Genomic DNA, 25,053 nt, shown 5'->3' with positions numbered 1-25,053 from the left:
ACGCACATGGCTACCGACGAATCGCTCGCCCTTGACCGCCTCGCGCCCGCAGCAACTGAACAGCGCGCACAACCGGCGCGCGACCCGCTCAGACGCTGGCGGGTCGCCGGGCTGATCCTGCCGCTCGCCTTTCTCGCGCTGATCGAAGTGCTGGTGCGTGCGTCGGTGTTGCCGGAGCATCTGGTGCCGGCGCCCAGCTCGATCTTCGAGACGCTCTGGCAACTCGGCGCGGAGCGTCTCGGCCGACATATCGGCGCAAGCACGCTGCGCGTGTTCGCGGGCTTCGGCCTCGGCGCTGCGCTCGCGCTGTTGATCGGCGCGGCGATGGGGCTGAGCCGTCGCCTCGACGCGCTGCTCGACCCGGCGTTCCAGGCATTGCGGGCGATTCCATCGCTGGCATGGGTGCCGATCCTGCTGCTGTGGATGGGTATCGACGAAGCGCCGAAAATCGCACTCGTCGCCATTGGTGCGTTCTTTCCCGTGCAACTGAGCGTGGTGGCCGGGATTCGCGGCGTCGACCGGAAGCTGATCGAACTCGGCGAGGTCAACGGCTTGAGTCGACGGGCGCTGTTCACACGTATTCTGTTGCCCGCATCGTTGCCGCATATTTTCACCGGGCTTCGCACGGGCTTGAGCCTCGCGTGGATGTTCATGGTCGCCGCCGAACTGATCGCGGCCACTCGCGGCCTCGGCTACATGCTCAGCGACGGACGCGAGACCGGACGCCCCGATCTCGTGTTCGGCGCGATCCTGTTGCTCGCGCTGCTGGGCAAGCTCAGCGACAGCGTGCTCAAGGCAATCGAAACGCACGTGCTGTCGTGGCGCGATACGGCTCATGACGATGCCGTCACCGGAGACAAGCAATGAGTGCCCTGACCGGAGTTTCCTCTGCGGGCGCCGCTGCCAGTGACTCGCCGCTGCTCGACGTCCGCGCGCTCAGCAAGCGCTACGACACGCGAACCGTGCTCGATCGGGTGAACTTCACGTTAGCGCGCGGCCAGATCGTCAGCCTGGTCGGTCCGAGCGGATGCGGCAAGAGCACGTTGCTGCGCGTGCTGGCCGGGCTCGACCGCGATTTCGACGGAGAGGTTGTGCTCGACGGCCAGATTCGACGCGGTCCCTCGCCGCGCGTGGGCGTGATTTTTCAGGAGCCGCGTCTGCTGCCGTGGCTGAACGTGGCCGACAACGTCGCGTTTTCCGCCGGACCGCGCCAAGGCGACGATCCGCGTGTGGCACGTCTGCTCGATGAAGTCGGGCTTGCCGGCATCGGCTCCGCTTTGCCCAAACAACTGTCGGGCGGCATGGCGCAGCGTGTCGCGCTCGCCAGGGGCCTGTTTTCGCAGCCGGACCTGCTGCTGCTCGACGAGCCGTTCAGCGCCGTCGACGCGATGACGCGCATGCGTCTGCAAGACCTGCTGTTGTCGCTGACGCAGGCGCACGGCACCGCCGCGCTGATCGTCACGCACGACCTGGACGAAGCGCTGTATCTGTCCGACCGCGTGCTGCTGCTGAACACGACGGGGCCGCACGGTTCCGGGCGTCTGGTGCGCGATATCGCTGTGAGCGGCGGGCATCCGCGTGACCGGCGTGATATGTCGATTGGCGATCTGCGGGATGAATTGCTGGAGGGGATTGGCGCGGGACTCGGCGTCTAGAAACGCTGAAGCGGAAGTTATCAGCGGACTCATGCACCGAAATCGCACATCGAACCGCATCACCCGTGAGAACCCCACGCGTGACCTAACCGCTTCCGGTGACACAAAAAAATCGCGGCCGGCCCACGCTTCCTATAGCGTGAACCAGCCGCCGCCCCGCTCACACCGGCTTGATATCAGCCGCCTGCTTGCCCTTGGGCCCCTGCTTGATTTCAAAACTGACCTTCTGGTTTTCCTGCAACGACTTGAATCCCTCGGAGCGGATCTCCGAGAAATGGGCGAACAGATCTTCACCGCCGTCGTCTGGCGTAATGAAGCCGAAGCCTTTAGCGTCGTTGAACCATTTCACTGTACCGGTAGGCATGTCGATTCCTCGTTTGCATCTGGGTTGATTGGGCGGTATTCGCCGTCGGTTGACTGCTGACTGCTACTTCCGAACCTCGCCCCGCGCCGCTACTGCCTCTATCCGGCACCGTTCAAGGCTGCGGGCCCGCGCCCGCTCTTGCCACTGCATCTGCCACACTGCACCTGCCGCACTGCCACTGCCACTGCCACTGCCACTGCCGTCTGACTTTACGCCTCTTTGCGCGACGCCGCTTCGACCGCAATCCCAGCGCCACCGCAGCATCCGAGCAAGACACGTGCCGCGCACCACGATCGGGCGGACAGCCGATGCGATCGCCCGCAATCAGATAAGATAATTGGTATCGGCAGTCCATCCAGCGCCGCGCACGGCCCGTTGCAGACTTTATGCAGCTTCCACCCGACCGCGCGGCCTGTCGTTTTTTCCACTAACAGGAACCCAGCATGGCCACCTCGAGCTATACCGATACCCGACTTCTGATCAACGGCGAATGGTGCGACGCCGCCAGCGGCAAGACTCTCGACGTCATCAACCCGGCCTCCGGCCAGGCCATCGGCAAAGTGGCGCACGCCGGCATCGCCGACCTGGACCGCGCACTCGAAGCCGCGCAACGCGGCTTCAACGCCTGGCGCAAGATTCCCGCCAACGAGCGCGCTGCGACGATGCGCAAAGCTGCTGCTCTGGTGCGCGAGCGCGCGGCCGACATCGGCCGTCTGATGACGCAGGAGCAAGGCAAGCCGTTCGCGGAAGCGCGCGTCGAAGTGCTGGCCGCCGCCGACATCATCGAATGGTTCGCTGACGAAGGCCGCCGCGTCTACGGCCGGATCGTGCCGTCGCGCAACCTGTCCGCGCAGCAACTGGTACTGAAGGAGCCGATCGGCCCGGTCGCGGCGTTCACGCCGTGGAATTTCCCGGTCAACCAGATCGTGCGCAAGCTGAGCGCGGCGCTGGCAAGCGGCTGCTCGTTCCTCGTCAAGGCGCCGGAAGAAACCCCGGCGTCGCCGGCAGCGCTGCTGCAGGCTTTCGTCGAAGCCGGTGTGCCGGCCGGTACGGTCGGCCTCGTGTTCGGCGATCCGGCTGAAATTTCGAGCTACCTGATCCCGCATCCGGTGATCCGCAAGGTCACGTTCACCGGCTCGACGCCGGTCGGCAAGCAACTGGCCGCGATGGCCGGCGCGCACATGAAGCGGGCCACGATGGAACTGGGCGGTCACGCTCCGGTGATCGTCGCGGAAGATGCCGACGTCGCACTCGCCGTCAAGGCAGCGGGCGGAGCCAAGTTCCGCAACGCAGGCCAGGTCTGCATTTCGCCGACGCGTTTCCTCGTCCACAACAGCATCCGCGAAGAATTTGCTGCGGCGCTGGTCAAGCACGCCGAAAGCCTCAAGCTCGGCGACGGCCTGGCAGAAGGCACGACTCTCGGGCCGCTCGCCAACGCCCGCCGCCTGTCGGCAATGAGCAAGGTAATCGACGACGCGCGCAAGACCGGTGCGAAGATCGAAACCGGCGGCGAACGCGTCGGCTCGGAAGGCAACTTCTTCGCGCCAACCGTGCTGACCAACGTGTCGCTCGAATCGGACGTGTTCAACAACGAGCCGTTCGGCCCGATCGCCGCGATTCGCGGTTTCGACAAGCTCGAAGAAGCGATCGCCGAAGCGAACCGTCTGCCGTACGGTCTCGCTGGCTACGCGTTCACGAAGTCGTTCAGCAACGTGCATCTGCTGTCGCAACAACTGGAAGTCGGCATGCTGTGGATCAACCAGCCCGCTACGCCGTCGCCGGAAATGCCGTTTGGCGGCGTGAAGGATTCGGGCTACGGCTCGGAAGGCGGTCCTGAAGCGATGGAAGGCTATCTTGTCACCAAGGCGGTTTCGGTGATGGCGGCTTAAGGCTCGCTCTAGCTCGCTGTCGATAGCCGGGGCGGGTTTTGCCTGCTGTCCCGGCTGTCCTGCGAAATGCCTGATCGGGTCCGCGAGCCTTCGCTCACGGACCTTTTTTTGCGTCTGCTTTTTCTCCTCTGATCACCCTCTTCGACTCATGCAACCCACGCTCACCGGTCAAATCGTCGAACTTCGTCCGCTGCAGCAGGAGCACGCGCAAGCGCTGCTCGACGCCGCCGCCGACGGACAACTGTGGAATATGAAGCTGACCGTGGTGCCGGGGCCGGAGACCGTCGACCGCTATATCGCGACGGCGCTCGAAGGCCGAGCAGGCGGCACTGTGATGCCGTTCGTGATCGTGTTGCGGGAAACCGGCGCGGTGGTCGGCAGCACGCGGTTCTGGAAGATCGACCGCGCGAATCGCAAGCTCGAAATCGGCCATACGTGGCTGGGCGAATCCGTGCAGCGCTCGCCGGTGAATACCGAGGCGAAGTATCTGCTGCTGAGCCACGCGTTCGACGTGATGCGGTGCGTGCGCGTGCAGTTCACGACCGACGAGCTGAACGAGAAATCGCGCGCGGCGATTCTGCGGATCGGCGCGAAACTGGAAGGCGTGGTGCGGCATGAGCGAATCATGCCGGATGGACGCAAGCGTAACTCGGTGCGCTTTAGCATCATCGATGATGAATGGCCGGCGGTGAAGGCGATGCTCGAAGGGAAACTGGCGCGGTAGCGTTTGACGCCAGTGTGACGCATGTCGAGGCCGCTCATTGGCTTCTGCGAGCGGCCCCGTTCAGGTAAAACGCTCATCTCTCCCGCTTCGCTGCCTTCCCGGCCCGCTCACGCCACTACCGCGCGCGAGCAGGCCGCCCGCAAAGCAGGCTCAAACGTGTGCGTCCCGCTCATTCAAAGGCGCCGACTGCGGAGCAACAGCGGCAAACTCCTCGCGCAACGCATCGCGCGCATGATGCCGGCGCACCCACAGCGCCGTCAGGATCGGCACCAGAATCGCGGTCACCAGGCAGGCCGTCGCGACCATCGCGGTCGCGGCAGGCACCAGCGGCTTGAAGCTAGGAATCATCTCGCCGATGATCGCCGGATTCGCGACCGCCGCTCCCGCCGTCGACGATGCCGCCAACCCCGCCGCTCCATTGCCGCCAGCCAGCCAGCGATCCGCGAGAATCAGCGGAATGCCGGTCACGACGATCACTGCGAGCCCGAGCACGACGCCCGGAAAACCGCTCGTGACGATCACGTTCAGATCGATGCCGTTGCCCAGCGCAAAGCCGAAAAACGGAATCAGCGGATGCACGCAACGTCCGAACAGTTCGCGCAGATCGCTGTCGAGATTGCCGAGCGTGAAGCCGATCAGAAACGGCAGCACCGCGCCGACAAAAAGCCGCGGCTCGAAAAACGCCACGCCCGTCGCGCCGAGAATGATCATGCTGACGAGCGGCCCCGATTCGATCGACATCAGCACGAACGCGCCCGCTTCTTCCTTGGTTCCGTACTGCTGCATCACCGCGGCGTAGAGACCGCCGTTGGTCATGTCCATCGACGTGGTGATCGCCAGCATCGAGAGGCCCGCGAATAAACCGGTTTTGATGCCGTCGACGGGAATGAAGCGCGCGGCGATCAGCGTCACGATCCACGCCACCAGCATTTTGGTCGCGAGCAGCGTGCCGGACTTGCGCAGCACCACGCCGGTGGCCCGCAAATCGATCGTTGCGCCCATGCAGAAGAACCAGACCGCCAGGATCGGCACGGTGCCAGTTATCAGACCATTGGTGAACGAGCCGAAATATTTCCCGGCGCCCGGCGCGAACGTGTGGACACAGGCGCCGAGCAGCAACGGCACCAGCATCAGGCCGCCAGGAATGCGGTCGAGAGCCTTCTTGAGCTTCATGCCTCCTCCATGGACTTGCGTCCCGTTACCGGGCGGATAACCCGGTGTAGTGGATTGTTGGCCCGGTCTGATGTCGGACTTCTCCCCTTTCGGCGCAATATATCACCGTGAAAGGAAGCGGATTCCGATTCGTTTTCGATTTTTCGGTCATCGTTTACCCGCGCGCCGGGTGTGGGCGGGTGCTGCGAATCCTCGCGCCGGAGGGTGATTCCGCGCACGTCCGACGGCGGGCATGAGGGCATCGCCGGGACGTTGGGCGATCCACAACCGACAAGGCAACTGGCGAGCGGCAACGCCGTGCTCTCACCGGCCATTTCCATCACGTCGTGAGCCAATCGTGCGTGATTCACACGCCTCGCTCGCGTATTCGTCTTCACGTGGATGCGAGCCGTCGAGCGTGAATAAGCCATCAGAAGCGCACTCCTACTGTCGCATCGCGTCGTCAGTCTGCAACTGAATGTATCCGCACGGCATCGCAGCGGCGAAACACGATGTGCGCCATTTATCGACAGTTAATGTGTTTGCCGCCCCACGCATTCAAGCGCGCCGCGCCCCCGTATACAGCGTTTTTTTCATAGCGCGTTCAATGGCTTGCCTGCAGTTCTGTAAGCAGGTACCGGGCCGCGAATCCATCCGCGAATAGTGTCCGGTCAAATCCGCGCGCGCCATCTACATGCAGCGCAAACGACACGTCCTGTTACACACAAACACAACCGAAATTTCACCGCTCAGTAGAGTTCGGGTCACAAGCAAAAAGGGAGCAACGTCATGAGAAAAATTATCGCGCTGGCCATTCTGGCAGTCACACTCGGCACCGCTTTGAGCGGCTGTATCGTGGTCCCGGACGGCGGTTATCACGACCATCCGCACTATCACGATCACGATCATTACTAAGCGCATCGCGCGCAGCAACACCCACAATTAAGAATCCGGGATTAAACATGAACACTTCACGAAACCGCTGGATGTCGCTGGCGATCGTTGCAGGCCTGGGGATTGGCGCATCGTCGGCCGCTATGGCTCACGTGGATGTCGGCGTGAACATCGGCGTGCCGGGTGTCGTTCTCGCCGCGCCCGAGCCGGTCTATGCACCGCCGCCGCCCCCGCCGCCCGTCTACGCACCGGCGCCGGTCGTCGTGGTGAGCCCAGGCTGGTACGGCGAACGTTACTACGACGGACATCGCTACTGGGAACGTCGCGAGTGGGAATCGCGTCATCACGATCAGCGCGAGTGGCATGACGCACGCGGCCCGCACGGCGACTGGCACGGTCACGACGACGGCCCGCACGGCCGTGACGACGACCATGGTCGCGGCTACCACTAATGCATCGGCTGGAGCGGCTTCGGTAACGCGGCCGCGCCGCGTACGCATTCGCGCCACCCATCCTGCAGGAGCGACGATATGGTACGCAGCGATCCACGACGCGTGACGGCGCAGGTCGATGGCACGCTCATCTGCGCGGAATATAGCGAGCAGACCGGGCAATTGTGCTTGCGGCAGGACGGCACGCTATTGCGCGAATGGTTTCCGCCGCACTCGTGGATGGCGATCGCTTCGGTCGCGGGTGCGCGTCACTGGGGCACGCGTCCCAGTGACGACGATCTGCTGGCGCTGCTACGCAACGAGATGGTGTTGTTGCGCGTGATCTGATGATGCAAACAAAAAAGCGCACGAGGAGTCAATGACTCATCGTGCGCTTTTTCAATTCTGGTGCGCTGTTTCGTTGTAACCGGATGCTGGCGGCAACGCTCAACGTGCGTTGTAAATCGGCGGCGAATATGAGCTTACCGTGGTGCTGCCGCCTCGACCGGATTGCCACGTACCGTGGCTGCCTGAACCATAACCGCTGTTGTCGACCTGGGCTGCGTTCTGCCGACCCGACGCCTGAGCCTGCGTGGCCTGCGTATCTTGCGAAACGCCCTGATCAGCCGACTGCGCAAACGATGCAACCGGCGCAGCAAGAACGACAGCGATAGCAACAGCTTGAATGAGCGACTTCATGAAACCACCTCCGGGGATTGTCTCTGTGCGGGCTGCCGATGCAACTTGTGAGGCAGCGTTAGACAAAGTGTAGGTGGCGCGAGGTGCGAGATAAATCCATCAATCATGAATTCACTGTTGTGTTTCGCACGACAATGAAAAAGCGGCTGCCAGAGCGTAATTACCAGCACACGGCAGCCGCTTTTGCGATGCAGCAATCATTTCCCTGCCATAGCGGCAACTGCTCCCTTTGACGATGCCTCCTCCTCGGGCACGCGCCGCATCATCAGATATACGCCGCCGGCCGCAATGACCGCCGGCACGCAAAGCAGGCTGAAGACCGCGCCGAATTGCCAGCCGAGTCCCATTAGCGCGGCGCCTACCAATGCCCCTGCCACACCGCCAATGCGCCCCACGCCGAGCATCCACGCGACGCCTGTTGCACGTGCCCGCGTCGGATAGAAACTCGCGGCAAGGGCCGACATCGACGTGACCGCGCTAGTGGCGACCGCGCCGGTGAGGAAAATCAGCGTGCCGAGCCACAGTTGATGTCCGACGCCTTGTCCCACGAGCAAAACGAGCACGCCAACGAGTGCATAGGTCAACGCGACGACGCGGTGTCCGACGAAGCGGTCCATGATCCAGCCGACGCACAGGTTGCCGAGCACACCGCCGAGCGGAAACAGCGACGTCATCAGCGCCGCTTTTTCGGCTGAAAAACCGGTGTCTTTGAACAGCGTGGGCAGCCAGTTCGTGAGCAGGTAGTAGATCAGCAGCCCCATGAAATACGCGAGCCACAGCATCAGGGTGCCAAAGCGATAGCGCGATGACAGCACGACGGCGAGTGCCCATTGAGCGCGTGTGCCGTCGCCGCTGTGTCCTCGCGCATCGGATGCGTGGGTCACGTGCCCCGCGCGATCATCGCGCGCGACGAAGCGGCATCGTTCCAGATTGATGTGCGGCGAAATGCGCTGCAGTATCCGCGCGATACGTTGGTCCGCTTTCCTGCGTACGGCGAGAAACTGCACCGACTCCGGCAGTAACAGAATCAGCAACACGGTCAGCACGATCGGGCCCACACCGCCTGCGACGAGCACACTGGGCCAGCCGAAATGTGGAATCAGCCATGCGGACGCAAGACCGCCAAGCGCGAGTCCACATGAAAATCCGCAGAACATCGCATTCACGGCCACCGCACGAATTCGAGCGGGCGCGTATTCGGACATGAGCGTGACGGCATTCGGCATCGCCGCGCCGAGACCCAGGCCGGTGAAAAACCGCAGCAGCGTGAGCGACTCGATCGAGGTCGCGCGAGCGGCGGCGAGACTCCACAGTCCAAAGAAAAATACCGATAAAACCAGCACCGTTTTACGTCCGACACGATCCGCGAACGGACCGGCCGCGAGCGCGCCGATTCCGAGTCCGACGAGCGCCGCGCTCATCACCGGACCGAGCGAACTCCGCGCAATGCCCCACTGCTGCACCAGCGAAGGCGCGATGAAGCCGACTGCGGCGGTATCGAAACCATCGGCGGCGACGACCAGAAAGCACAGCACGAGAATCGTCCATTGAAACGGCGAGAAGCGTTGTTCGTCGATGAACACCTGAACATCGACGCTGCGGTCGGGGCCTGTCATAACGCGCCTCCGTGCCCGCCAGTTTCTGACGTTAAACGTGTTTCCAGATCATGCGGATGCAGAGCGGCCGCCCTGCAGGGTTGGGGCTGATTCATTGCGGTGTCTCCGTGATATGACGTGATGATTTTTTATTTTTCGAATGCTGGCGATGTTGCCGATGTTGCTGTTGCCAGGCCGTGAATCTGAACCGCACACGCGATACGTCTAATACGCCGCGCCATACGCATGCCAACCGCCGTCCACGCTGAGCGTCGTGCCGGTGATATAGCTCGCGGCGTCGGATGCGAGAAAACCGATTGCCCGCGCAATTTCATCAGGGCGCGCGAGCCGGCCCATTGGCGTGCGCTTTTCGATCGACTGGAGATTCATCTGCCCGTTGCGTTCGAGCGCTTCGACCAGTTCAGTCGCGACGTAGCCAGGCGCAACGGCATTCACGCGAATTCCTTCGCGTGCCCATTCGCACGCGAGCGAGCGGGTCATCGCGACGATGCCGGCTTTGGCCGCGCTGTACGCGTTGCGTTGCGGGATACCCGCGAGCCCCGCAATCGACCCGAGATTGACGATTGCGCCGCTGCGCTGCGCAAGCATCAATTTCGCGGCCTCGCGGCAAGCGAGAAAAGTGCCGCGCAAATGGATATCGACAAGGCGGTCGAATGCGTCGATGTTCTGCTCGATGGTGGGATACGGCTGATCGCTATTGCCAGCATTGTTGACGAGTACGTCCAGTCTGCCGAAGCGTTCGACGCACGCACTGACCAGCGCGATCACGTCTGCTTCGATAGCCACGTCGGCAGCAATACCCAGGTGAGCCTCGCCCAACTCCTCAGCGCGGCGACGCGCACGTTCGGCGTGCAGGTCTGCAACGACCACGCTGTATCCGTCTTGTGCAAAGCGCTGCGCGGTCGCCCAACCGATACCATTCGCGCCACCTGTCACGATCGCGACGCGTCGTGTTGGTTCGTTCATGTCTGTCTCCTCCGTGATCGCGCCGTTAGCGAAGCATGGCCAGGCTTCTGAAATCGACGCGTTTAATAATCCGGCTCTCCTGCGCGACGATCAGATGCGCCGACGCCTGCAGATAAGCGGGCCATTCGGGATCGGCATCGCGCGCGGTGCGGCGCTGGTCGTAATCGCCGATGCTTTCGTAGCCCCATAGATGCACCACCTGATTCAACGCGCCGATGTCGCTCATGTAGAAGCCAACCGGCGCACCGAGATACTTCACCTGGATCGGCATCGCCAGCCGGTCGAATACGTCGATGAATTCCGCCATGCCGCGCGGACGAATCGTATAAATGCGGTGATCGACAAAGGGTTTGCCGCTGCTCATGTGCCTGTCCTCAATGCTGTTTTCGATGCCTGCGATGCGTCTGGCTGGCTTTGCGCTGGCGCGGCGGCATCGCTCACCCCTGCGAGATGGCGGCCGGTGATGTAGCCGAAGGTCATGATCGGTCCGAGCGTGATGCCCGCGCCCGGATAGTTGCCGCCCATCACGCTCGCCCGGTCGTTGCCGACGGCATACAGGCCGGGAATCGGTGCGCCCGCTTCGTCGAGCACTTCGCCGGTGACCTTCGTCGAGATTCCATCGAAGGTGCCGAGGTCGCCCATCAGCACTTTCAACGCGTAGTACGGGCCGTCGCCGATTGGCGCAACGCAGGGGTTAGGCCGCTGTTCCGGGTCCGCCAGATAGCGGTTAAACGACGTCGTGCCCCGGCCGAATTCGGTGTCTTCGCCGCGAGCAGCGCCGACGTTGTAGTGCTTAACGGTTGCCTCTAACGCCCGTCCGTCGAGCCCAGCATTGCGCGCGAGTTCAGCCAGCGTTCGCCCCATGGTCAGATAGCCATTGCGCAACAGCGGACCGAGCGGCACCGGCGCGGGCTTCGCAAAACCAAGCCCGTATTTGCGGATCGTCGCGTGATCGCAGATCAGCCACATCGCGGTTTCCCGCTCGTTCGCGCACGCTTCGATCATCGCCGCGCCCACGTCGTGATACGAATTCGCTTCGTTCGTGAAGCGCTTGCCCGCGCGCGTCACGCCGATAATGCCGGGCTTGTAGCGATCCAGAAGATGCGGAAACACGCCGACACTGCCGTCGCGCATCGGCACGCGCGACACCGGCATCCAGGCCGCCGGTTGCGGATAACGGATCGCCACTTTCGCGCCGAGTCGTTCCGCCATGCCGACACCGTCCCCGGTATTGCCTGGGGGCACCGGCGACACATGTTCGCCGCCGCGCTTCAGATGCGGGTATGCGTTCGCAATACGCGCTACGTCATGTGAAAAACCGCCACATGCAAGCACGACACCGCGCCGCGCGACGATTCGAATTTCACCGTCTGCTCCACTGACAAGCGCACCGGTTACGCGCTGACCTGTCGTCGTCAATTCACGCGCTGCGGTATTCGTGTGAATCGGAATGCCCAGATCGAGCGCCGATTTAGCCAAACGTGCGGCAAAAGTGCATTGCCGCTCGTCACCTGCACGCCACGCCGGTATAACGCGAGGTCTTTCAGATGTCCCGCAAGGCGTTTTGCTACATAAATCGCGGACTTCAGCGAACGCGTCGCATTGAAAAAGTGCTTGAGATCCGCGTTCGACGAATTGAACATCATGCCGATAAACGTGATCGTGCTGAGCGGCGGACGCAGCCGCACGATGTCCTTGCCGAGCGCCCGCGCATCGAATGGCGCGGCCACCACCGAGCGGCCGATATCCACTCCGCCGTCCACGTTCGGGTGATAGTCGGGATACAGCGTCGGCACGAACTTGACCGTGGTTTCCTTCTCGAAGAAATCGAGCATTTGCGGACCCGTGTCGAGAAAGGCATCGACAGCGGCCGCGTCGAAAAATTCGCCGGTTTCGTGGCGCATGTACCTGAGCGCCGTTCCGCGCGTGTCGTGCACCTGGTTGCTGTGCGCGTGACGATTACCGGGGATCCACAATACGCCGCCCGAAAACGCAGTGGTGCCGCCAAAGAACGGCTCCTTCTCGATCACGATCACGTCGAGCCCCTGCTTGCGTGCAGTGATCGCCGTGGAGAGGCCGCCTGCCCCCGAGCCGATGACGAGCACGTCGCAAGTCAACACGGCGTTTCGCGTGGTGTCAGTCATGATGGTTGTCCTTGAGATGGCTTAGCGTGCAGCAGACTGCACGGCTTCGAAACCGGGGCGCGGCACGAGGTCCATCAACATGCTTTCGAGTCCGCCATCGACCACGATCTCTGCGCCGTTCACATACGCGGCTCGCGCGCTCGCAAGAAACGCGACTACGTCTGCGATATCCTGCGGCTCGCCAATTCGGCGGCTTGCCGTCATCGCGCTACGGCGCTGTTCGATATCGCCGTGCTCGTAAAAGGCGGCGGACAGCGGTGTGCGGATCATGCCGGGACACACGGTATTGCTGCGGATGCCGCGTGGCCCCCACTCCGCCGCCAACTGTTTCGACAGCATTGCCACGCCCGCCTTGCCGGGGCTATACGCGCCGCTATAAGTTTGCGGATGATGTGCGGCCACCGAAGCCACATGCACAATCGCGCCCGCGCGCTGCTTCAACATGCCGTGACCGAACTGTTGCGAGCACAGCATGTAGCCAGTGAGATTCACGCGCAGCATCGCGTTCCACGCTTCAAGGCCGATTTCCTCGATGCCTCCTGGACGCAGCAGGCCCGCATTATTCACGAGCACATCGGCCACGCCGAACGCCGCTTCGACCCCGGCCACCGCGCCACGCACGCTATCTATGTCGCCGATATCGCAGGCGAATGCGAGTGCTTCGACACCGTTTTCGTTTAGCGTCTGCGCGAGTGCACGGCATTTTTCTTCGTCATGGTCGAGTAACGCGACGCGTGCGCCTGCATCGCCGAGCACGCGCGCAATGGCGCTGCCTATGCCGCCCGCAGCACCGCTGACTACGCAAACCTTGCTGTCGAGCGCGAGCCAGTGTCGTGAATTCCCACGATCACCAGCCGTATCAATTTGATTAGCCATCCGAATCTCCATGATTTTAATTCTGGCTACGGTCCGCAGAACGACGTTACCGCCGTGCTTTCGAACCGTCCCATCCATGGAAAAAAGTATAGCGATGCGAGTGCAGGAGAAATTGGACAAAGGGAGCGCATCGCAGGACAATCCGTACATAGGAGACAAAAACGCATGAGGAAAATCCCTAACTACGATCTGTACGGAGAATCGGCTCGGCCGCCGTGGTACGACGCATTCAATTTCGAATGTATCGCCGAGCGCAGCCGTCCTAACGACTGGCATATCGCCGCGCATCGTCATGACGCGTTATTGCAGATTCTGTACATCCGCAGTGGCGGCGGTCATGTGTTGATCGAGAGCGAGAAGCTCTCCATTGAACCACCATGCATTCTGCTGATTCCCGCGCAAACAGTGCATGGTTTCGTGTTTTCGCCCGATGTGGACGGACTCGTGATTACTGCCGCACAACGTGCGCTGGAGTCGATTTCAAAGGCAGTGTCGCCCGGGCTTTTGCCGGTGCTGCAACGTCCAGCGCTGATCCCCGTTCGCCCTGCTCTCGGCGAAGGCACGTTGATGCCGCTATTCGGTTTGCTGGAGCAGGAATTTCGCGGCAGCGCGCGTGGCCATATCGCCGCGGGCATGTCTCTGATGATTGCACTTTTTGTACAGGTGGCGCGTTTGAGCGACGCAGCGTCGGCGACCGGCGCGACTGTCAACGACCGGCGCGCTGCGCAGATCAAACGGCTGCGTGAACTGGTCGCTGCGCATGTTCGCGAGCATCAGCCCATCGAGTTCTATGCGGGGAAATTGGGCGTGACTGCAGCGCAATTGGGTCGTATCTGCCGCGACGAATTGGGTCAGTCACCCATGTCGCTTGTCAACGATCAGTTGATACGCGAGGCGCAACGCGATCTGGTTTATTCAGGCATGACCATCAAACAGATTGCGCATGCGCTCGGTTTCGAAGACTCGGCGTATTTCAGCCGCTATTTTCGCAAGCAGACGGGCGTCACGCCTACGGAGTTTCAGGCGGCAGCGCATCGGGATTTATCGCTCAACTGAAACGTGCGTTCCGATGCCTGAATGTCGCGCGAAAAAATCAGACTGCTGCGACGCCGACGTAATTTTCCGCCATCGCCATCGCTGCGGGACGTGACGTCGTCACGTATTCGAGTTCGGCGACCTGAAGCTGTTGCTCGAACGGCGACGCGCCTTCAATACGGTGCATCATGCTGGTCATCCAGTACGAGAAATGCTCGGCGCGCCAAATGCGTTTGAGCGCAGTTTCGCTATAACCGTCGAGCAGATCGGTGCGGTTTTCCACGTAGAACGCGTTCAGCGCTCTGGTCAACACGCGCACATCGGCGACGGCCAGGTTCAAACCCTTAGCGCCGGTGGGCGGCACGATGTGCGCGGCGTCACCGGCGAGAAACAGGCGGCCGTGCTGCATCGTCGCCGAAACGAAGCTGCGCATGCCGACAATGTTCTTCTGGAAAATCTTGCCGTCGACAATCTTCTGACCGTCGTGCGAATCGACACGTGCGTGCAATTCCGCCCAGATGCGATCGTCGGACCAGTTCTCGACCGAGTCTTTCGGATCGCACTGAAAGTACATGCGTTGCACGTTCGGCGAGCGCGTGCTGATCAACGCAAAGCCGCGATCGTGGCGAGCGTAGATCAGTTCGTCCGACGACGGCGGACCTTCGCACAGGATGCCGAACCAACCGAACGGGTACACACGTTCGTAGTCTTTGCGCAGCGCCTGCGGAATCGATGCGCGCGAAACGCCTTGCGAGCCGTCGCAACCAATCACGAAGTCGCATTGCAGTTCATACGATTCGCCTTCGTGGCGATAGCGGATCGACGGCTTGTCGGTATCGATGCCGTGAATCGATGTGTCCGATACGCCGAAACGCAGCGCACCGTTTGCCGCGACACGCGCCGCGACCAGGTCTTTGATCACTTCGTGCTGCGCGTAGACGGTGATCGAATGTCCGGTGAGATCCGTCAGATCGATGCGGCGGCGCTTGCCTTCGAAAGCCAGTTCGAAGCCATGATGCAGCGCGCCCTCTGCTTTCATGCGCGCGCCGACGCCCGCTTCGGTCAGCAGGTCCATCGTGCCCTGTTCGAGCACACCGGCGCGGATGGTGGATTCGATCTGTTCGCGACTACGCGTTTCGAGCACGACCGACTCGATGCCGCGTTGATGAAGAAGGTGGGAAAGCAGCAGGCCCGCGGGCCCGGCACCGATGATGCCAACTTGGGTGCGCATGAGTTGTCTCCTGAATGCGGCGAGTGATTTGCGCTCAGTGTGACGATCGGGTGGTGTATCCCGCAACGCGATATGGCGGATAGGCTGTATCGCTTATGGCGATAGACAGTCTATCCAGGACGCTTGCGCGGATGGGTTGCATCGGGCGCTAACGCTTGCCAGCCGGGGCTTTTGGCCCGTGCGTGGCGATAACGGTTAGTCGTGGCTATGTTTTGCAGGCTCAAGGTAAACCCCGAGCTTGCTTTACCTGTAGTTAGCTTAGAAACAGGCGATAAACCGGGTTCTTCGTCTCTTCCCAATACGGATAGCCGAGCGTCGTAAGGAAATTGTCGAACCCGTCGTTCTCGGTCATCGGCACCTGGATGCCGACGAGGATCGAGCTGTAGTCCGCGCCCTGGTTGCGGTAATGAAACAGGCTGATGTTCCAGTTCGGCGCCATCGACGACAGGAATTTCATCAGCGCGCCCGGCCGTTCGGGAAACTCGAAACGGAACAGGCGTTCGTCGTGCGCCAACGGCGAGCGACCACCGACCATGTAGCGGATGTGCTGCTTCGACAGTTCGTCGAAAGTCAGATCGACGGTGGCGAAGCCGTGCGTTTCGAATGCGCCTGCAATCTGCACGGACTCGCTGCGGTTTTTCGTTTGCACGCCGACGAAGATATGCGCCGAATTCGCGTCTGCGATGCGGTAGTTGAATTCGGTGACGCTGCGTGTGCCGACCAGCTCGCAGAAGCGCCGGAAGCTGCCGCGTTCTTCGGGGATCGTCACCGCGAACACGGCTTCGCGTGCTTCACCGACTTCGGCGCGTTCCGCCACGAAGCGCATGCGGTCGAAATTCATGTTCGCGCCGGACGTGATCGCGATCAGCGTCTGGTTTTCGATGCCTTCTCTTTCCGCGTACTGCTTGGCACCCGCTACCGCCAGTGAGCCGGCTGGTTCAAGCACGCTGCGCGTGTCCTGGAACACGTCCTTGATCGCCGCGCACAATGCGTCGGTGTTCACGAGCAGCACGTCATCGAGATATTCGCTGCACAGGCGGAAGGTTTCTTCCCCGACCAGCTTGACCGCTGTGCCGTCCGAGAACAGGCCCACTTCGTTCAGCGTGACGCGCTCGCCTGCTTTCAGCGAGGCGGCCATCGCGCACGAGTCGTCGGTTTGTACGCCGATCACCTTGATCTCCGGTCGCACCGATTTCACGTACGCCGCCACGCCCGCCGCCAATCCGCCGCCGCCGATCGGCACGAAGATCGCGTGAATCGGGCCTTGATGCTGGCTGAGAATTTCCATCGCCACCGTACCCTGGCCTGCAATCACGTACGGGTCATCGAACGGATGCACGAAGGTCAGGCCGCGTTCTTCCTGGAGCTTCACCGCATGGCCGTAGGCGTCGCTATACGACTCGCCGAACTGCACGACTTCAACCGTTGCGCCGCCATGCGCGCGCACCGCATCGACTTTCACCTGCGGCGTGGTAGTGGGCACCACGATGATCGCCTTCACGCCCATGCGAGCCGCCGACAACGCCACGCCCTGCGCATGATTGCCCGCCGATGCGGTAATCACGCCACGCTGCAACGCATCCGCCGGAATATGCGCCATCTTGTTGTACGCGCCGCGCAGCTTGAACGAGAACACCGGCTGGTTATCCTCGCGCTTCAGATACACCGGATTACGCAGCCGCGCCGACAGATTCGGCGCATGTTCGAGTTCGGTCTCGCGGGCCACGTCGTAGACGCGCGCGGTCAGGGTCTTTTTCAGGTAGTCGTGACGCAACGCGACGCTATCGGATGCATCGGCTGCATGTTCGAATTCGAATAATGACAAGGCAAGCTCCTGGGTGGCAAAGACGAATCAGCAAAGAGTTCACCAGGAGGCAGGCAGCGCGGACATAAAAAAACCCGCCTCGTGGGGCGGGTTAATGTGTCACTGCTACCAGACGCGCGCTAACCCACCATTCGATGAATGATGCTAATAATCAGCGCAATACGGATGTGGGTGCAGTTCATGCGTTCGATCTTCGTTGACTTGACGGCCTTTGTCAATCCTTGTGCTTTGCGCGAGAAGATGTGGGACTCGTCCATCGACGCGCCCCACATCACGCCAAGAAATTCAATCGTGCGCGCCGCTCTGCTTTTTAAAGGCCACCAGAATGCGCTGTTCCAGCGAGTTATAGTCGCCGCCGAAATGGTGATCCCCGCCTGTGCGAATCACGTCGATACCGGTCGTGGTCAGCGCCGGACACAACGTATCTTTCTCGTCTGCGCCATAAAAACACTGCACGATGGCAGGCGGCACACGCGTCAGTTCAGGCCGCACTTTCAGAGCCTTGTCGCTGGCCGGCATACCGAGCCATCCGCCCACGCGAATCTGAAAATCGGCGTCGGGTGCAAAGCCCAGCAATGAAATCAGCGAGACCTTCGCGCGCTGCGCTTCAGGCAAGCGGTTATACGCGAACGGCATCACATCGGCGCCAAACGAATAGCCGACCAATGCGATGTGCTGAGCGTGCCAACGCGCGCTGTAGGTTTGCATCACGCGTGCGAGGTCGCGGCTGGTTTGCGCAGGCGGCTTCTCGCTCCAGAAATAACGCAGACTGTCCCAGCCGATCACCGACACGCCGTCTTTCTGCAAAGCCTGCGCGATGGTCTTGTCGAGATCGCGCCAGCCACCGTCGCCGGAAATCACGATCGCCATCAGCCCGTTCGGATGTGCCGCGGGCAATTCGATCAGCGGCAGGTCGGAGACATCGTCATCGCTGGTCGATACCGCCTGCAAATGCGGCGTGACCAGCGACACAAGCCGCTCGCGATCCGCGCTACCCGTGGTGGCCTTTTCGACGAAACCCGGCACCTTGTCGCGAATCACCGTCGGATCCGGCGGACACGGCTGAAAACGCGCATCGAGATTGCGTTCGGCATCGACCGATACAGCGCCGGCGATCGTATTCGACGGCGCCTGTTCGAGCACATGCATTGCGAGCGTCGCACCCTGGCCGGTACCGACGACGATCGGCGCGAAATAATGGCTCGATTGCGACTGCCGTTCGAGCTGATGGCTCAACGCTTCAGCATCGCCCACCAGTTGATGGCAGGCCTCTTTCTTCGCGTTCAGATTGGCCGCATAACGCGCGGTGTCCACGCCGACCGTCAACGCACCGGCTTTGGCAAGCGCATCGGCGCTCTGCTGGTCCGCCGCGCTCCAGCCGCTCGCCTGCGAATACAGCACGACGAAGCCGCGCAACGGGCCGGCTGGTTGCGTCACCGTGACGTCGCCATAGCGGCCGCCCGGCACGGTAGTGGTAGATGCCTGCGCGAATGTGGCGCAAGTCACGAGGCCCGCTGCGGCAGCGAGTTTGAAGAATGGATGCAATGTCATGAACGCCGGCCTCCCGCCAGCAATGACAGGTCCGCGAGCGTGAAGAACACGCCCACCGAACCCGACGCCGCGAGATAACGCGGCTCCCAATGCGGCTGGAACTTGCTCTTGAAAGCACGCAGTCCGCGGAAGTTATAGAAGCGGCCGCCGAAGCGCCAGATGATGCCGGCCAGCCGATGCCAACGCGAAGCGAGCGGCGTCGGCAGCATGCCGGAGAGCGGCGCAATGCCGAGACTGAGCGAGCGGAAACCCGCCTGCTTCAGATGCAGCGCCAGTTGCGTGAACAGATATTCCATCGCGTACGGCGACGCGCTTTCCACATGCCGCATCACGCCGACTGTTGCCTCGGTATTCATATCGGTCGTCATGAACGTGACGAACGCAGCGGGCTCGCCGTTCTGGCGAACCAGCATCACCGATTGGGCGGCGAGATACTCGTCGGTGAACGCGGCCACCGAGAAACTTTTCTCGCGCGCATCGCGGCTATCGAGCCAGCCATCGGAAATCTGACGCAGCGTTTCGAGCGATGCGGGCACGTTGGCCTGATCGATCACTTCGACCGTAAAGCCGTCGCGGTCACCTCGTTTGAGCGCGTAACGCAGATGTGCACGATGCGAGCCCTTCAGATCGAAATCGTCGAGCACGACGTGCGCTTCCTCGCCGAGTTTCATCAGCGTGAGACCGGCGTCGAGATACAGCGGCAATGCGTTCGCGCGAACCTGGTAGAACGCGGCGCGGCCGCCGTGCGCATGCGCAAGCGCGACGAACTTGCTGATGAGTCCGGCCCACTCCTCGCGCGGTCCGACCGGATCGTGCAAAGCGGCCCACGTACGGCCGTTTTTCGCATACATCAGGAAAGCCTCGCGCGACTCGGAGAACAGAAAACTCTTGTCGCCCATCAGCGCGAGACCCGCGTCGCTGCGCTCCTGCGCGCGCACGATACGCGCGGCGTCGTGCAGATCTTCCGGCGCGGGTTTGACGAAGCGGCCCGGCGCGGGACGCAGCAACTGCCAGAACGAAAACGTCGCCGCGAACAGACTCGCAGCCAGCGTGGCGCGAAGCGCACGCGGCGCGCGTTCGTCGAAGGCGAATTGCCACCAGAGGTCTTGCGTGTACGGCACGTCGCGGAAAGCAAACAGCATCACCCACGTTGCCAGCATCAGCACCATCGCCACCGACACCAGCCAGCCCGCCGTAAAGCGCTCGGCAAACAGCGACGAATGACGGTTGAAACGCCGGCGCGTGGACAGCAGCAGCACGATCAGCATGCCGAGCACGCCCGCCTCCACGAAGGCGAGACCTTTGGTCAGCGACAGCGCGAGACTCGCCACTGCGAGCGCGAGAGTCATCCACCATGCGGCGTCGAGGCGTCGCAACAAACCGCGCGCGACGAACAGCAGCAGCACGCCGAGCACACTGCATAGCATCTGCGAGCTTTCGATCACCCACAGCGGCACGACGTCGCGCAAGATGTGAATCCGTTGCCAGAATGCCGGCGTTGCGCTGGAAATAACCAGCATCCCGCCGACCACGAACGTAACCAGGCTCAGGAACAGCGGCGCGAGTTTCGCCGCGGCTTCGGCCTGCAGCATCGGCAGACGCTTCTTCAGCAGGCGCCCTTCGAAGCCCGCGAGCAGCCCGGCCGACACGATCAGCGGGACACCGAAGTAAATCGCGCGATACGCGAGCAGCGCGGCGAGCATCTGATGCGTTTGCACATTGCGGCTCAGCGTGAACACCATCGCCGCTTCGAATACGCCGACGCCGCCGGGCGTATGGCCGATCATGCCGAGCAGCATGGCCGCGGCGTAGACGGTGATGAAGGTGACGAAACTCACGTCCGCGTGCGGCAGCAGCGCCCACAACGCGAGGCCTGCCGCGACCACGTCGAGAACCGCGAGCGCGACCTGCTCGATCAGATCGAGGCGCGCGGGAATATCGAACGACAGCCACTGCCAGCGCGTGCGAACCGGGCGGGTCTCGCTGCGGCATGCGGCGGCGGCCAGCGCCAGTGCGACGAGCAGCGCAGCGCCGATCCAGCGCAATGCAAGCGGCGAAAGATGCAGCATCGGCGCAATCGATCCGGCCTTGCAGACCATGCCGAGCGCCGTCATCAACACCAGCGCGAGCGCGAGCGACACGCTGGTGAACACCGTCATGCGGCCGATCTGTGCGGGCGTCACGTCCGCCACGCCATAGACGCGCGCGCGCACGGCGCCGCCGGTCAGCGCGCCGAAGCCGGTCGCATTGCCGAGCGCGGAGCCGGCGGTCGCACCGATCCACAGCGCCATGCGCGGCACGACTACGCCGAGGTAACGCAGGCCGACCGCGTCGCGCCCGACCAGCGCCACGTAACTCAGCGCCGTGGCGCCGAGCGCGGCGCTCCATTCGGTGCCGGTGAGCCCGCGCAACTGGCGCATGACCGAGCGGTAGTCGACTGCCTGGGACAAATGCTGGAAGACGAGCAGCAGCAACCCGCAGATAACGAGTGCAAGTACTGGCGAGAGGATGCCCCGATTGCCGAGGGCTTTCGACGCCCGGGTGAGCATCGCGCCGAACCGGCCGGATTGATCGTTATAACGACGAAACATGGACATGCGGGCCTTGCGTGGAGCTGTCGCGACGACGGAACGTCCATCGCGGCGTCGCCTGCTTTTGGCGATTACAAAGGGATAACGGCAAACCGACCAAAAGGTTGACAGGGGGAATGATTTCCAGCGGAATTAACTCAGCAGGCCATTAAAAGGGCGCGTTCGAGCAGCGTGATCGACGCCGCAAAGCCGTTAAACGGGCAATTTTGCCGATCGGCTTCCCATTCAATCGATAGATCGAAGCCGAGGGGGCCGGAGTTTAAGCGCAATCGCGTATGAATAGCGATTCGACCCTATCGCATCGGCGCACGACGGGTTGTCGGCGGAATCAAAAAACTGTCCCGAGACCCGTTTTCCGGCATCAAGCTTTCCGCTTCACCTGCCGTAATCGCAAGCAATGGAGCGACGAAATACGAAGCACGCGCCATGTGAACAGGGACTTGAAGGGGAACGATGATGGCAGATCAGGATTGGGTGATGGCGGGCGTGTATCTGGTGGGACTGGTGGCTACCCTGCTGTTGATGAGCGCATTGTCCGCGCGGGCGACGAAGATGCGCGCGGCGGCGTCCGGTTCAAACCATTCCAGCGAGTAAGGCGCCATCCGGGAAGCTGCTCTTTAGCAAACGCGTGCAACGCCAGGGGCGAAAAGCCGCTGGCGCGAGTTGCACGTGAATGCTGATTTGCCTGCCCGGATAGCGAAATAGCAGAGGACTATGCCGGCGGCGCGCTGATCCTGTAAGGATCGCGCCGCTGCACCGGCAATAAGACATGGACCATCTACATATGAACAGATGGCAGCCGACCGACTGCTAAAAATTGCCTGATCGACCAAGGCACATCAAAGACCGCACACACGGCCCGACACGCCCAGCCCTTCCTGCGCCCCGCCACTTTCCGGCGAACGGCGCGCAATACCTGCCTTACTGCGGACGACGATGAGCTTCAGCGATAACCGCGCAGTTTTGCAGATGCAGGTTCAGCGCATGCAGCGCCAAAGCGCGCAGCTTGCCCAACCAGGTGGTGTTGCGAGCGGAAGTAGCGCGGGCAGCGGCGTTGGAAGCGGTGTTCATGGTCAACTCCTGTATAGGGTTTATACCTAGGGAATAACCCGATTATAGTCCTCCCATGTCGCGCCGCAACAAAAATTAAATACAGATTTGCGATGTTGTACGACGACCACATCCGCCAACGCACATAATTTCGCTTAGGGTGCCATCAGGCGGCCGTCTATTAACCATCCGCACCGTACAGGTGCAATAATGGCCCCTTTGCCTGCGACCGTCCGCCGCAGCACTCCGCCGTCATGACCGTGGTCCAGAAAGCACTGATTGCGCCCCTCATCGTCGCGTGCGCGATGTTCATGGAAAGCGTCGACGCGAACGTGATCGTCACAGCATTACCGGCCATGGCGCGCGATTTCGGGCGCGATCCGGTCACACTGAAAATCGCGGTCACGAGTTACGTGCTCGGACTGGGCGTGTTTATCCCGGTGTGCGGATGGCTGGCAGACCGTTTTGGCGCACGCACCGTCTTCCGCACGGCAATCGGCATCTTCGTGACGGGCTCGCTGCTGTGCGCGGCGTCGAATTCGCTTGCCACCTTCACGCTGGCGCGCTTCGTCCAGGGTGTCGGCGGGGCGATGATGGTGCCGGTCGGACGCATCATCATTTTCCGGGTGGTCGACAAGGCCGACTTCATCCGCGCGATGAACTATCTGAGCGTTCCCGCGATGCTCGGCCCCGCCGCCGGCCCGCTGCTAGGCGGCTTCATCACCACCTATCTGCACTGGCGCCTGATCTTTTTCATCAACGTGCCGATCGGCATTCTCGGTATCTATCTGACCAACCGGTTCATCGCGAACACGCGTGAGCCCGACCCCGGCCCGCTCGACTGGATCGGCCTCCTGCTGTCGGCGACGGGCGCGGTGCTGCTTCTGCTGGGGTTGTCGCTGGTCGGCGGCGAACTGATTTCGAACGCGGACGCCTTCGGCATGTGCGGCATTGGCGCGGCATTGCTGGCGATCTACGTCGTCTACGCGCAACGCGCGAAGCTGCCTCTGCTAGATTTGCGCTTTTTCAAGGTGCCGACGTTCCAGGCGAGCGTGCTCGGCGGCTCGCTGTTCCGTATCGGGTTAGGCGCGCTGCCGTTCCTGTTGCCGCTGATGCTGCAGGAAGGCCATGGGATGAGCGCGTTCCAGTCCGGGCTGATCACCTGCGCGTCGGCGTTCGGCGGCATGTTCATGCGGACGGTCGCGTCCACGGTGCTGCGGCGCTTCGGCTTCCGCTCGGTGCTGGTCGTCAACGCCGCGTTATCGGGTATTTCGATTGCGGCGTGCGGGCTGTTTTTCCCCGGCACGCCCACGTGGATCATCTGGGTGGTTGTGCTGCTCGGCGGCTTCTTCCCTGCGCTGCAATTCACGAGTCTGAATTCGCTGACGTATGCCGAAATCGCCAGCCGCGACGTAGGGCGCGCGACCAGTCTCGGCAGCGTCGTTCAGCAGATGTCGCTTGGCCTCGGCGTAACGGTTGGCGGGATCGTGTTGCAGATGTCGCGGGCGCTGCACGGGCATCCGAGCATCATGTGGTCGGATTTCTGGCCGGCGTTTCTGGTGGTCGGACTGTGCTCGTTCGCGTCGATTCCGGTCACGCTGCGCATGCCGCGCGGCGCGGGCGCGGAAATATCACGCGGCGGACGCGGTTAAGCGCCCTGCCCGTCATTCGGCCGGCCTTGCTTGCGGATCACGCTGATATCGCCGTTGCGCTCGAGAATCGCCTCGGCCACGCTATCCATCGAATGTGAGCCGGTTTTCTGCCGCACGCTTTCGTGAACGTCGGTTGGCGTGATCAGCGCGGCGTTCATCTCACTCGCGTCGAATGCGCCATTGCGGAACACCTCGCGTTCGACTCCGCCCACCAGCCGCTCGAAGCGGGTCGAATGCACGCAGGCCAGCGCCAGCAGCCGATGACAGGCGACGATCACGAACGACGACAGCACCGTCGCGCCAAACGGCGACGCGCCGACAATCGCGCGGCTCAGCGTTGCGCCGAGCAGAATCACGACGACCGAATCGAATGGCGAGCGCTGTCCGAACGAACGCCGCCCCGACACGCGGATTAGCACCACCGCGATCACGAACACGACGATCGCGCGCAGAGCCATCTGCAATGTGTTGAGATCACGGCCCTCGCCGAACAGAACGAAGATCGCATTCGTCATGTCGTCCTCCTTGGGGCTTGTGGCGTTGTTTGAGGCGTTGTTTGAGGCGTTGCTAGCTGCCTTGCTTATGGCGTTGCTTATGGCGTTGCTTGTGGGCGTTGCTTGTGGGCGTTGCTTGTGGCGTTGCTTGTGGCGTTGCTTGTGGCGTTGCTTGCGGCCTGCTTGCGACCTTGCTTGCGGCCTCGCCTATGGC

The 25,053-nt window shown here is 62.2% G+C and carries 25 protein-coding genes; 10 read left to right on the top strand and 15 right to left on the bottom strand.

Annotated elements, in window-relative coordinates; genetic code table 11:
- The first annotated feature begins 6 nt into the window (after positions 1 to 6).
- Both ABH945_RS05970 and ABH945_RS05965 read left to right on the top strand, forming a co-directional pair.
- The gene (locus tag ABH945_RS05970; protein ID WP_429249986.1) at positions 7 to 867 is read left to right on the top strand and encodes an ABC transporter permease; all 861 of its coding nucleotides are present in this window, start codon (positions 7 to 9) and stop codon (positions 865 to 867) included.
- A complete protein-coding gene (locus ABH945_RS05965) occupies positions 864 to 1,655 on the top strand; it encodes an ABC transporter ATP-binding protein (RefSeq protein WP_429249985.1) in 792 nt (263 codons plus the stop codon). Before ABH945_RS05970 ends, ABH945_RS05965 begins: the two co-directional genes overlap by 4 nt.
- Positions 1,656 to 1,815: 160 nt before the next feature.
- Here ABH945_RS05965 and ABH945_RS05960 read toward each other — a convergent pair whose 3' ends face one another.
- Positions 1,816 to 2,019, bottom strand: coding sequence for a cold-shock protein (locus ABH945_RS05960; RefSeq protein WP_007181784.1), 204 nt, complete (start codon positions 2,017 to 2,019; stop codon positions 1,816 to 1,818).
- A 443-nt stretch (positions 2,020 to 2,462) separates the two neighbouring features.
- On the opposite strand from ABH945_RS05960, the gene ABH945_RS05955 reads away from it, so the two are divergent.
- Positions 2,463 to 3,908 carry an NAD-dependent succinate-semialdehyde dehydrogenase gene (locus ABH945_RS05955; protein WP_429249984.1) on the top strand — a complete coding sequence of 482 codons (1,446 nt, stop codon included), beginning with the start codon at positions 2,463 to 2,465 and terminating at the stop codon, positions 3,906 to 3,908.
- 148 nt (positions 3,909 to 4,056) lie between these two features.
- On the top strand, positions 4,057 to 4,632 hold the full coding sequence (locus tag ABH945_RS05950) for a GNAT family N-acetyltransferase (protein ID WP_074764107.1): 576 nt from the start codon (positions 4,057 to 4,059) through the stop codon (positions 4,630 to 4,632).
- A gap of 150 nt (positions 4,633 to 4,782) precedes the next feature.
- Here the strand turns inward: ABH945_RS05950 and kdgT are convergent, their stop codons facing one another.
- Entirely contained in the window at positions 4,783 to 5,805 is a 1,023-nt protein-coding gene (gene kdgT / locus ABH945_RS05945) for a 2-keto-3-deoxygluconate transporter (protein ID WP_074764108.1), read from the bottom strand.
- 768 nt (positions 5,806 to 6,573) lie between these two features.
- Between kdgT and ABH945_RS05940 the strand changes: the two genes are divergently transcribed.
- The 3 genes from ABH945_RS05940 (at position 6,574) to ABH945_RS05930 (ending at position 7,457) form a co-directional block, all read left to right on the top strand.
- Positions 6,574 to 6,699, top strand: a complete 126-nt coding sequence (locus ABH945_RS05940) for a hypothetical protein (RefSeq protein ID WP_290439519.1) — start codon at positions 6,574 to 6,576, stop codon at positions 6,697 to 6,699.
- Positions 6,700 to 6,746: 47 nt separating this feature from the next.
- On the top strand, positions 6,747 to 7,130 hold the full coding sequence (locus tag ABH945_RS05935; protein WP_074764109.1) for a hypothetical protein: 384 nt from the start codon (positions 6,747 to 6,749) through the stop codon (positions 7,128 to 7,130).
- A 78-nt stretch (positions 7,131 to 7,208) separates the two neighbouring features.
- On the top strand, positions 7,209 to 7,457 hold the full coding sequence (locus ABH945_RS05930) for a hypothetical protein (protein WP_429249983.1): 249 nt from the start codon (positions 7,209 to 7,211) through the stop codon (positions 7,455 to 7,457).
- A gap of 99 nt (positions 7,458 to 7,556) precedes the next feature.
- On the opposite strand, the gene ABH945_RS05925 is transcribed toward ABH945_RS05930, so the two are convergent.
- The 7 genes from ABH945_RS05925 to ABH945_RS05895 form a co-directional block, all read right to left on the bottom strand.
- Positions 7,557 to 7,808, bottom strand: a complete 252-nt coding sequence (locus tag ABH945_RS05925; protein ID WP_074764111.1) for a hypothetical protein — start codon at positions 7,806 to 7,808, stop codon at positions 7,557 to 7,559.
- A gap of 197 nt (positions 7,809 to 8,005) precedes the next feature.
- Positions 8,006 to 9,424 carry an MFS transporter gene (locus ABH945_RS05920; RefSeq protein WP_429249982.1) on the bottom strand — a complete coding sequence of 473 codons (1,419 nt, stop codon included), beginning with the start codon at positions 9,422 to 9,424 and terminating at the stop codon, positions 8,006 to 8,008.
- Between the two features lie 204 nt (positions 9,425 to 9,628).
- Entirely contained in the window at positions 9,629 to 10,390 is a 762-nt protein-coding gene (locus ABH945_RS05915) for a glucose 1-dehydrogenase (RefSeq protein ID WP_429249981.1), read from the bottom strand.
- A gap of 25 nt (positions 10,391 to 10,415) precedes the next feature.
- Positions 10,416 to 10,754 carry an NIPSNAP family protein gene (locus ABH945_RS05910; RefSeq protein ID WP_074764114.1) on the bottom strand — a complete coding sequence of 113 codons (339 nt, stop codon included), beginning with the start codon at positions 10,752 to 10,754 and terminating at the stop codon, positions 10,416 to 10,418.
- On the bottom strand, positions 10,751 to 11,920 hold the full coding sequence (locus ABH945_RS05905; RefSeq protein ID WP_429250372.1) for an FAD-binding protein: 1,170 nt from the start codon (positions 11,918 to 11,920) through the stop codon (positions 10,751 to 10,753). Before ABH945_RS05905 ends, ABH945_RS05910 begins: the two co-directional genes overlap by 4 nt.
- On the bottom strand, positions 11,806 to 12,534 hold the full coding sequence (locus ABH945_RS05900; protein ID WP_429249980.1) for an FAD-dependent oxidoreductase: 729 nt from the start codon (positions 12,532 to 12,534) through the stop codon (positions 11,806 to 11,808). The genes ABH945_RS05905 and ABH945_RS05900 overlap by 115 nt, the downstream gene beginning before the upstream one ends.
- Positions 12,535 to 12,555: 21 nt before the next feature.
- A complete protein-coding gene (locus ABH945_RS05895) occupies positions 12,556 to 13,410 on the bottom strand; it encodes an SDR family NAD(P)-dependent oxidoreductase (protein ID WP_429249979.1) in 855 nt (284 codons plus the stop codon).
- Between the two features lie 165 nt (positions 13,411 to 13,575).
- On the opposite strand from ABH945_RS05895, the gene ABH945_RS05890 reads away from it, so the two are divergent.
- Positions 13,576 to 14,466: a helix-turn-helix domain-containing protein gene (locus ABH945_RS05890; RefSeq protein ID WP_429249978.1), complete on the top strand. Its 891-nt coding sequence runs from the start codon at positions 13,576 to 13,578 to the stop codon at positions 14,464 to 14,466.
- A gap of 37 nt (positions 14,467 to 14,503) precedes the next feature.
- Here the strand turns inward: ABH945_RS05890 and ABH945_RS05885 are convergent, their stop codons facing one another.
- From ABH945_RS05885 to mprF, 4 genes are all read right to left on the bottom strand, one after another.
- Positions 14,504 to 15,676, bottom strand: coding sequence for a 4-hydroxybenzoate 3-monooxygenase (locus tag ABH945_RS05885; protein ID WP_429249977.1), 1,173 nt, complete (start codon positions 15,674 to 15,676; stop codon positions 14,504 to 14,506).
- 253 nt (positions 15,677 to 15,929) lie between these two features.
- Complete coding sequence (ilvA, locus tag ABH945_RS05880; protein WP_429249976.1) at positions 15,930 to 17,501, bottom strand: threonine ammonia-lyase, biosynthetic; 1,572 nt, start codon at positions 17,499 to 17,501, stop codon at positions 15,930 to 15,932.
- Positions 17,502 to 17,786: 285 nt separating this feature from the next.
- On the bottom strand, positions 17,787 to 19,052 hold the full coding sequence (locus ABH945_RS05875) for a virulence factor family protein (protein WP_074764120.1): 1,266 nt from the start codon (positions 19,050 to 19,052) through the stop codon (positions 17,787 to 17,789).
- The gene (mprF, locus tag ABH945_RS05870) at positions 19,049 to 21,601 is read right to left on the bottom strand and encodes a bifunctional lysylphosphatidylglycerol flippase/synthetase MprF (RefSeq protein WP_429250371.1); all 2,553 of its coding nucleotides are present in this window, start codon (positions 21,599 to 21,601) and stop codon (positions 19,049 to 19,051) included. Before mprF ends, ABH945_RS05875 begins: the two co-directional genes overlap by 4 nt.
- 498 nt (positions 21,602 to 22,099) lie before the next feature.
- Here mprF and ABH945_RS05865 point away from each other — a divergent pair, with 498 nt between their 5' ends.
- Positions 22,100 to 22,237, top strand: a complete 138-nt coding sequence (locus ABH945_RS05865) for a hypothetical protein (protein WP_171910174.1) — start codon at positions 22,100 to 22,102, stop codon at positions 22,235 to 22,237.
- Positions 22,238 to 22,564: 327 nt separating this feature from the next.
- Here ABH945_RS05865 and ABH945_RS05860 read toward each other — a convergent pair whose 3' ends face one another.
- Positions 22,565 to 22,714 (bottom strand): hypothetical protein, encoded by a 150-nt coding sequence (locus ABH945_RS05860; protein WP_171910217.1) that lies wholly within the window; start codon positions 22,712 to 22,714, stop codon positions 22,565 to 22,567.
- A 233-nt stretch (positions 22,715 to 22,947) separates the two neighbouring features.
- Between ABH945_RS05860 and ABH945_RS05855 the strand changes: the two genes are divergently transcribed.
- Complete coding sequence (locus ABH945_RS05855) at positions 22,948 to 24,345, top strand: MFS transporter (protein ID WP_429249975.1); 1,398 nt, start codon at positions 22,948 to 22,950, stop codon at positions 24,343 to 24,345.
- Here ABH945_RS05855 and ABH945_RS05850 read toward each other — a convergent pair.
- The gene (locus tag ABH945_RS05850; protein ID WP_429249974.1) at positions 24,342 to 24,860 is read right to left on the bottom strand and encodes a DUF421 domain-containing protein; all 519 of its coding nucleotides are present in this window, start codon (positions 24,858 to 24,860) and stop codon (positions 24,342 to 24,344) included. The two genes, ABH945_RS05855 and ABH945_RS05850, sit on opposite strands and share 4 nt — an antisense overlap.
- Positions 24,861 to 25,053: the final 193 nt, after the last annotated feature.

Origin of the sequence: Paraburkholderia sp. GAS333, assembly GCF_050435665.1 — a bacterium.
GTDB classification, from domain to species: domain Bacteria; phylum Pseudomonadota; class Gammaproteobacteria; order Burkholderiales; family Burkholderiaceae; genus Paraburkholderia; species Paraburkholderia fungorum_A.
The sequence above is the reverse complement of the archived record's forward strand: the minus strand, read 5'-3'. Positions and strand labels throughout refer to the sequence as shown.

Coding starts and splice junctions, on each gene's coding strand:
- ABH945_RS05930 (WP_429249983.1), top strand. CDS start 7,209: ATGGTACGCAGCGATCCACGACGCGTGACGGCGCAGGTCGATGGCACG.
- ABH945_RS05970 (WP_429249986.1), top strand. CDS start 7: ATGGCTACCGACGAATCGCTCGCCCTTGACCGCCTCGCGCCCGCAGCA.
- ABH945_RS05960 (WP_007181784.1), bottom strand. CDS start 2,019: ATGCCTACCGGTACAGTGAAATGGTTCAACGACGCTAAAGGCTTCGGC.
- ABH945_RS05950 (WP_074764107.1), top strand. CDS start 4,057: ATGCAACCCACGCTCACCGGTCAAATCGTCGAACTTCGTCCGCTGCAG.
- ABH945_RS05935 (WP_074764109.1), top strand. CDS start 6,747: ATGAACACTTCACGAAACCGCTGGATGTCGCTGGCGATCGTTGCAGGC.
- ABH945_RS05865 (WP_171910174.1), top strand. CDS start 22,100: ATGGCAGATCAGGATTGGGTGATGGCGGGCGTGTATCTGGTGGGACTG.
- ABH945_RS05875 (WP_074764120.1), bottom strand. CDS start 19,052: ATGACATTGCATCCATTCTTCAAACTCGCTGCCGCAGCGGGCCTCGTG.
- ABH945_RS05850 (WP_429249974.1), bottom strand. CDS start 24,860: ATGACGAATGCGATCTTCGTTCTGTTCGGCGAGGGCCGTGATCTCAAC.
- ABH945_RS05920 (WP_429249982.1), bottom strand. CDS start 9,424: ATGACAGGCCCCGACCGCAGCGTCGATGTTCAGGTGTTCATCGACGAA.
- ABH945_RS05925 (WP_074764111.1), bottom strand. CDS start 7,808: ATGAAGTCGCTCATTCAAGCTGTTGCTATCGCTGTCGTTCTTGCTGCG.
- kdgT (WP_074764108.1), bottom strand. CDS start 5,805: ATGAAGCTCAAGAAGGCTCTCGACCGCATTCCTGGCGGCCTGATGCTG.
- ABH945_RS05910 (WP_074764114.1), bottom strand. CDS start 10,754: ATGAGCAGCGGCAAACCCTTTGTCGATCACCGCATTTATACGATTCGT.
- ABH945_RS05940 (WP_290439519.1), top strand. CDS start 6,574: ATGAGAAAAATTATCGCGCTGGCCATTCTGGCAGTCACACTCGGCACC.
- ABH945_RS05915 (WP_429249981.1), bottom strand. CDS start 10,390: ATGAACGAACCAACACGACGCGTCGCGATCGTGACAGGTGGCGCGAAT.
- ABH945_RS05855 (WP_429249975.1), top strand. CDS start 22,948: ATGACCGTGGTCCAGAAAGCACTGATTGCGCCCCTCATCGTCGCGTGC.
- ABH945_RS05965 (WP_429249985.1), top strand. CDS start 864: ATGAGTGCCCTGACCGGAGTTTCCTCTGCGGGCGCCGCTGCCAGTGAC.
- mprF (WP_429250371.1), bottom strand. CDS start 21,601: ATGCTCACCCGGGCGTCGAAAGCCCTCGGCAATCGGGGCATCCTCTCG.
- ABH945_RS05955 (WP_429249984.1), top strand. CDS start 2,463: ATGGCCACCTCGAGCTATACCGATACCCGACTTCTGATCAACGGCGAA.
- ABH945_RS05890 (WP_429249978.1), top strand. CDS start 13,576: ATGAGGAAAATCCCTAACTACGATCTGTACGGAGAATCGGCTCGGCCG.
- ABH945_RS05860 (WP_171910217.1), bottom strand. CDS start 22,714: ATGAACACCGCTTCCAACGCCGCTGCCCGCGCTACTTCCGCTCGCAAC.
- ABH945_RS05895 (WP_429249979.1), bottom strand. CDS start 13,410: ATGGCTAATCAAATTGATACGGCTGGTGATCGTGGGAATTCACGACAC.
- ABH945_RS05900 (WP_429249980.1), bottom strand. CDS start 12,534: ATGACTGACACCACGCGAAACGCCGTGTTGACTTGCGACGTGCTCGTC.
- ABH945_RS05885 (WP_429249977.1), bottom strand. CDS start 15,676: ATGCGCACCCAAGTTGGCATCATCGGTGCCGGGCCCGCGGGCCTGCTG.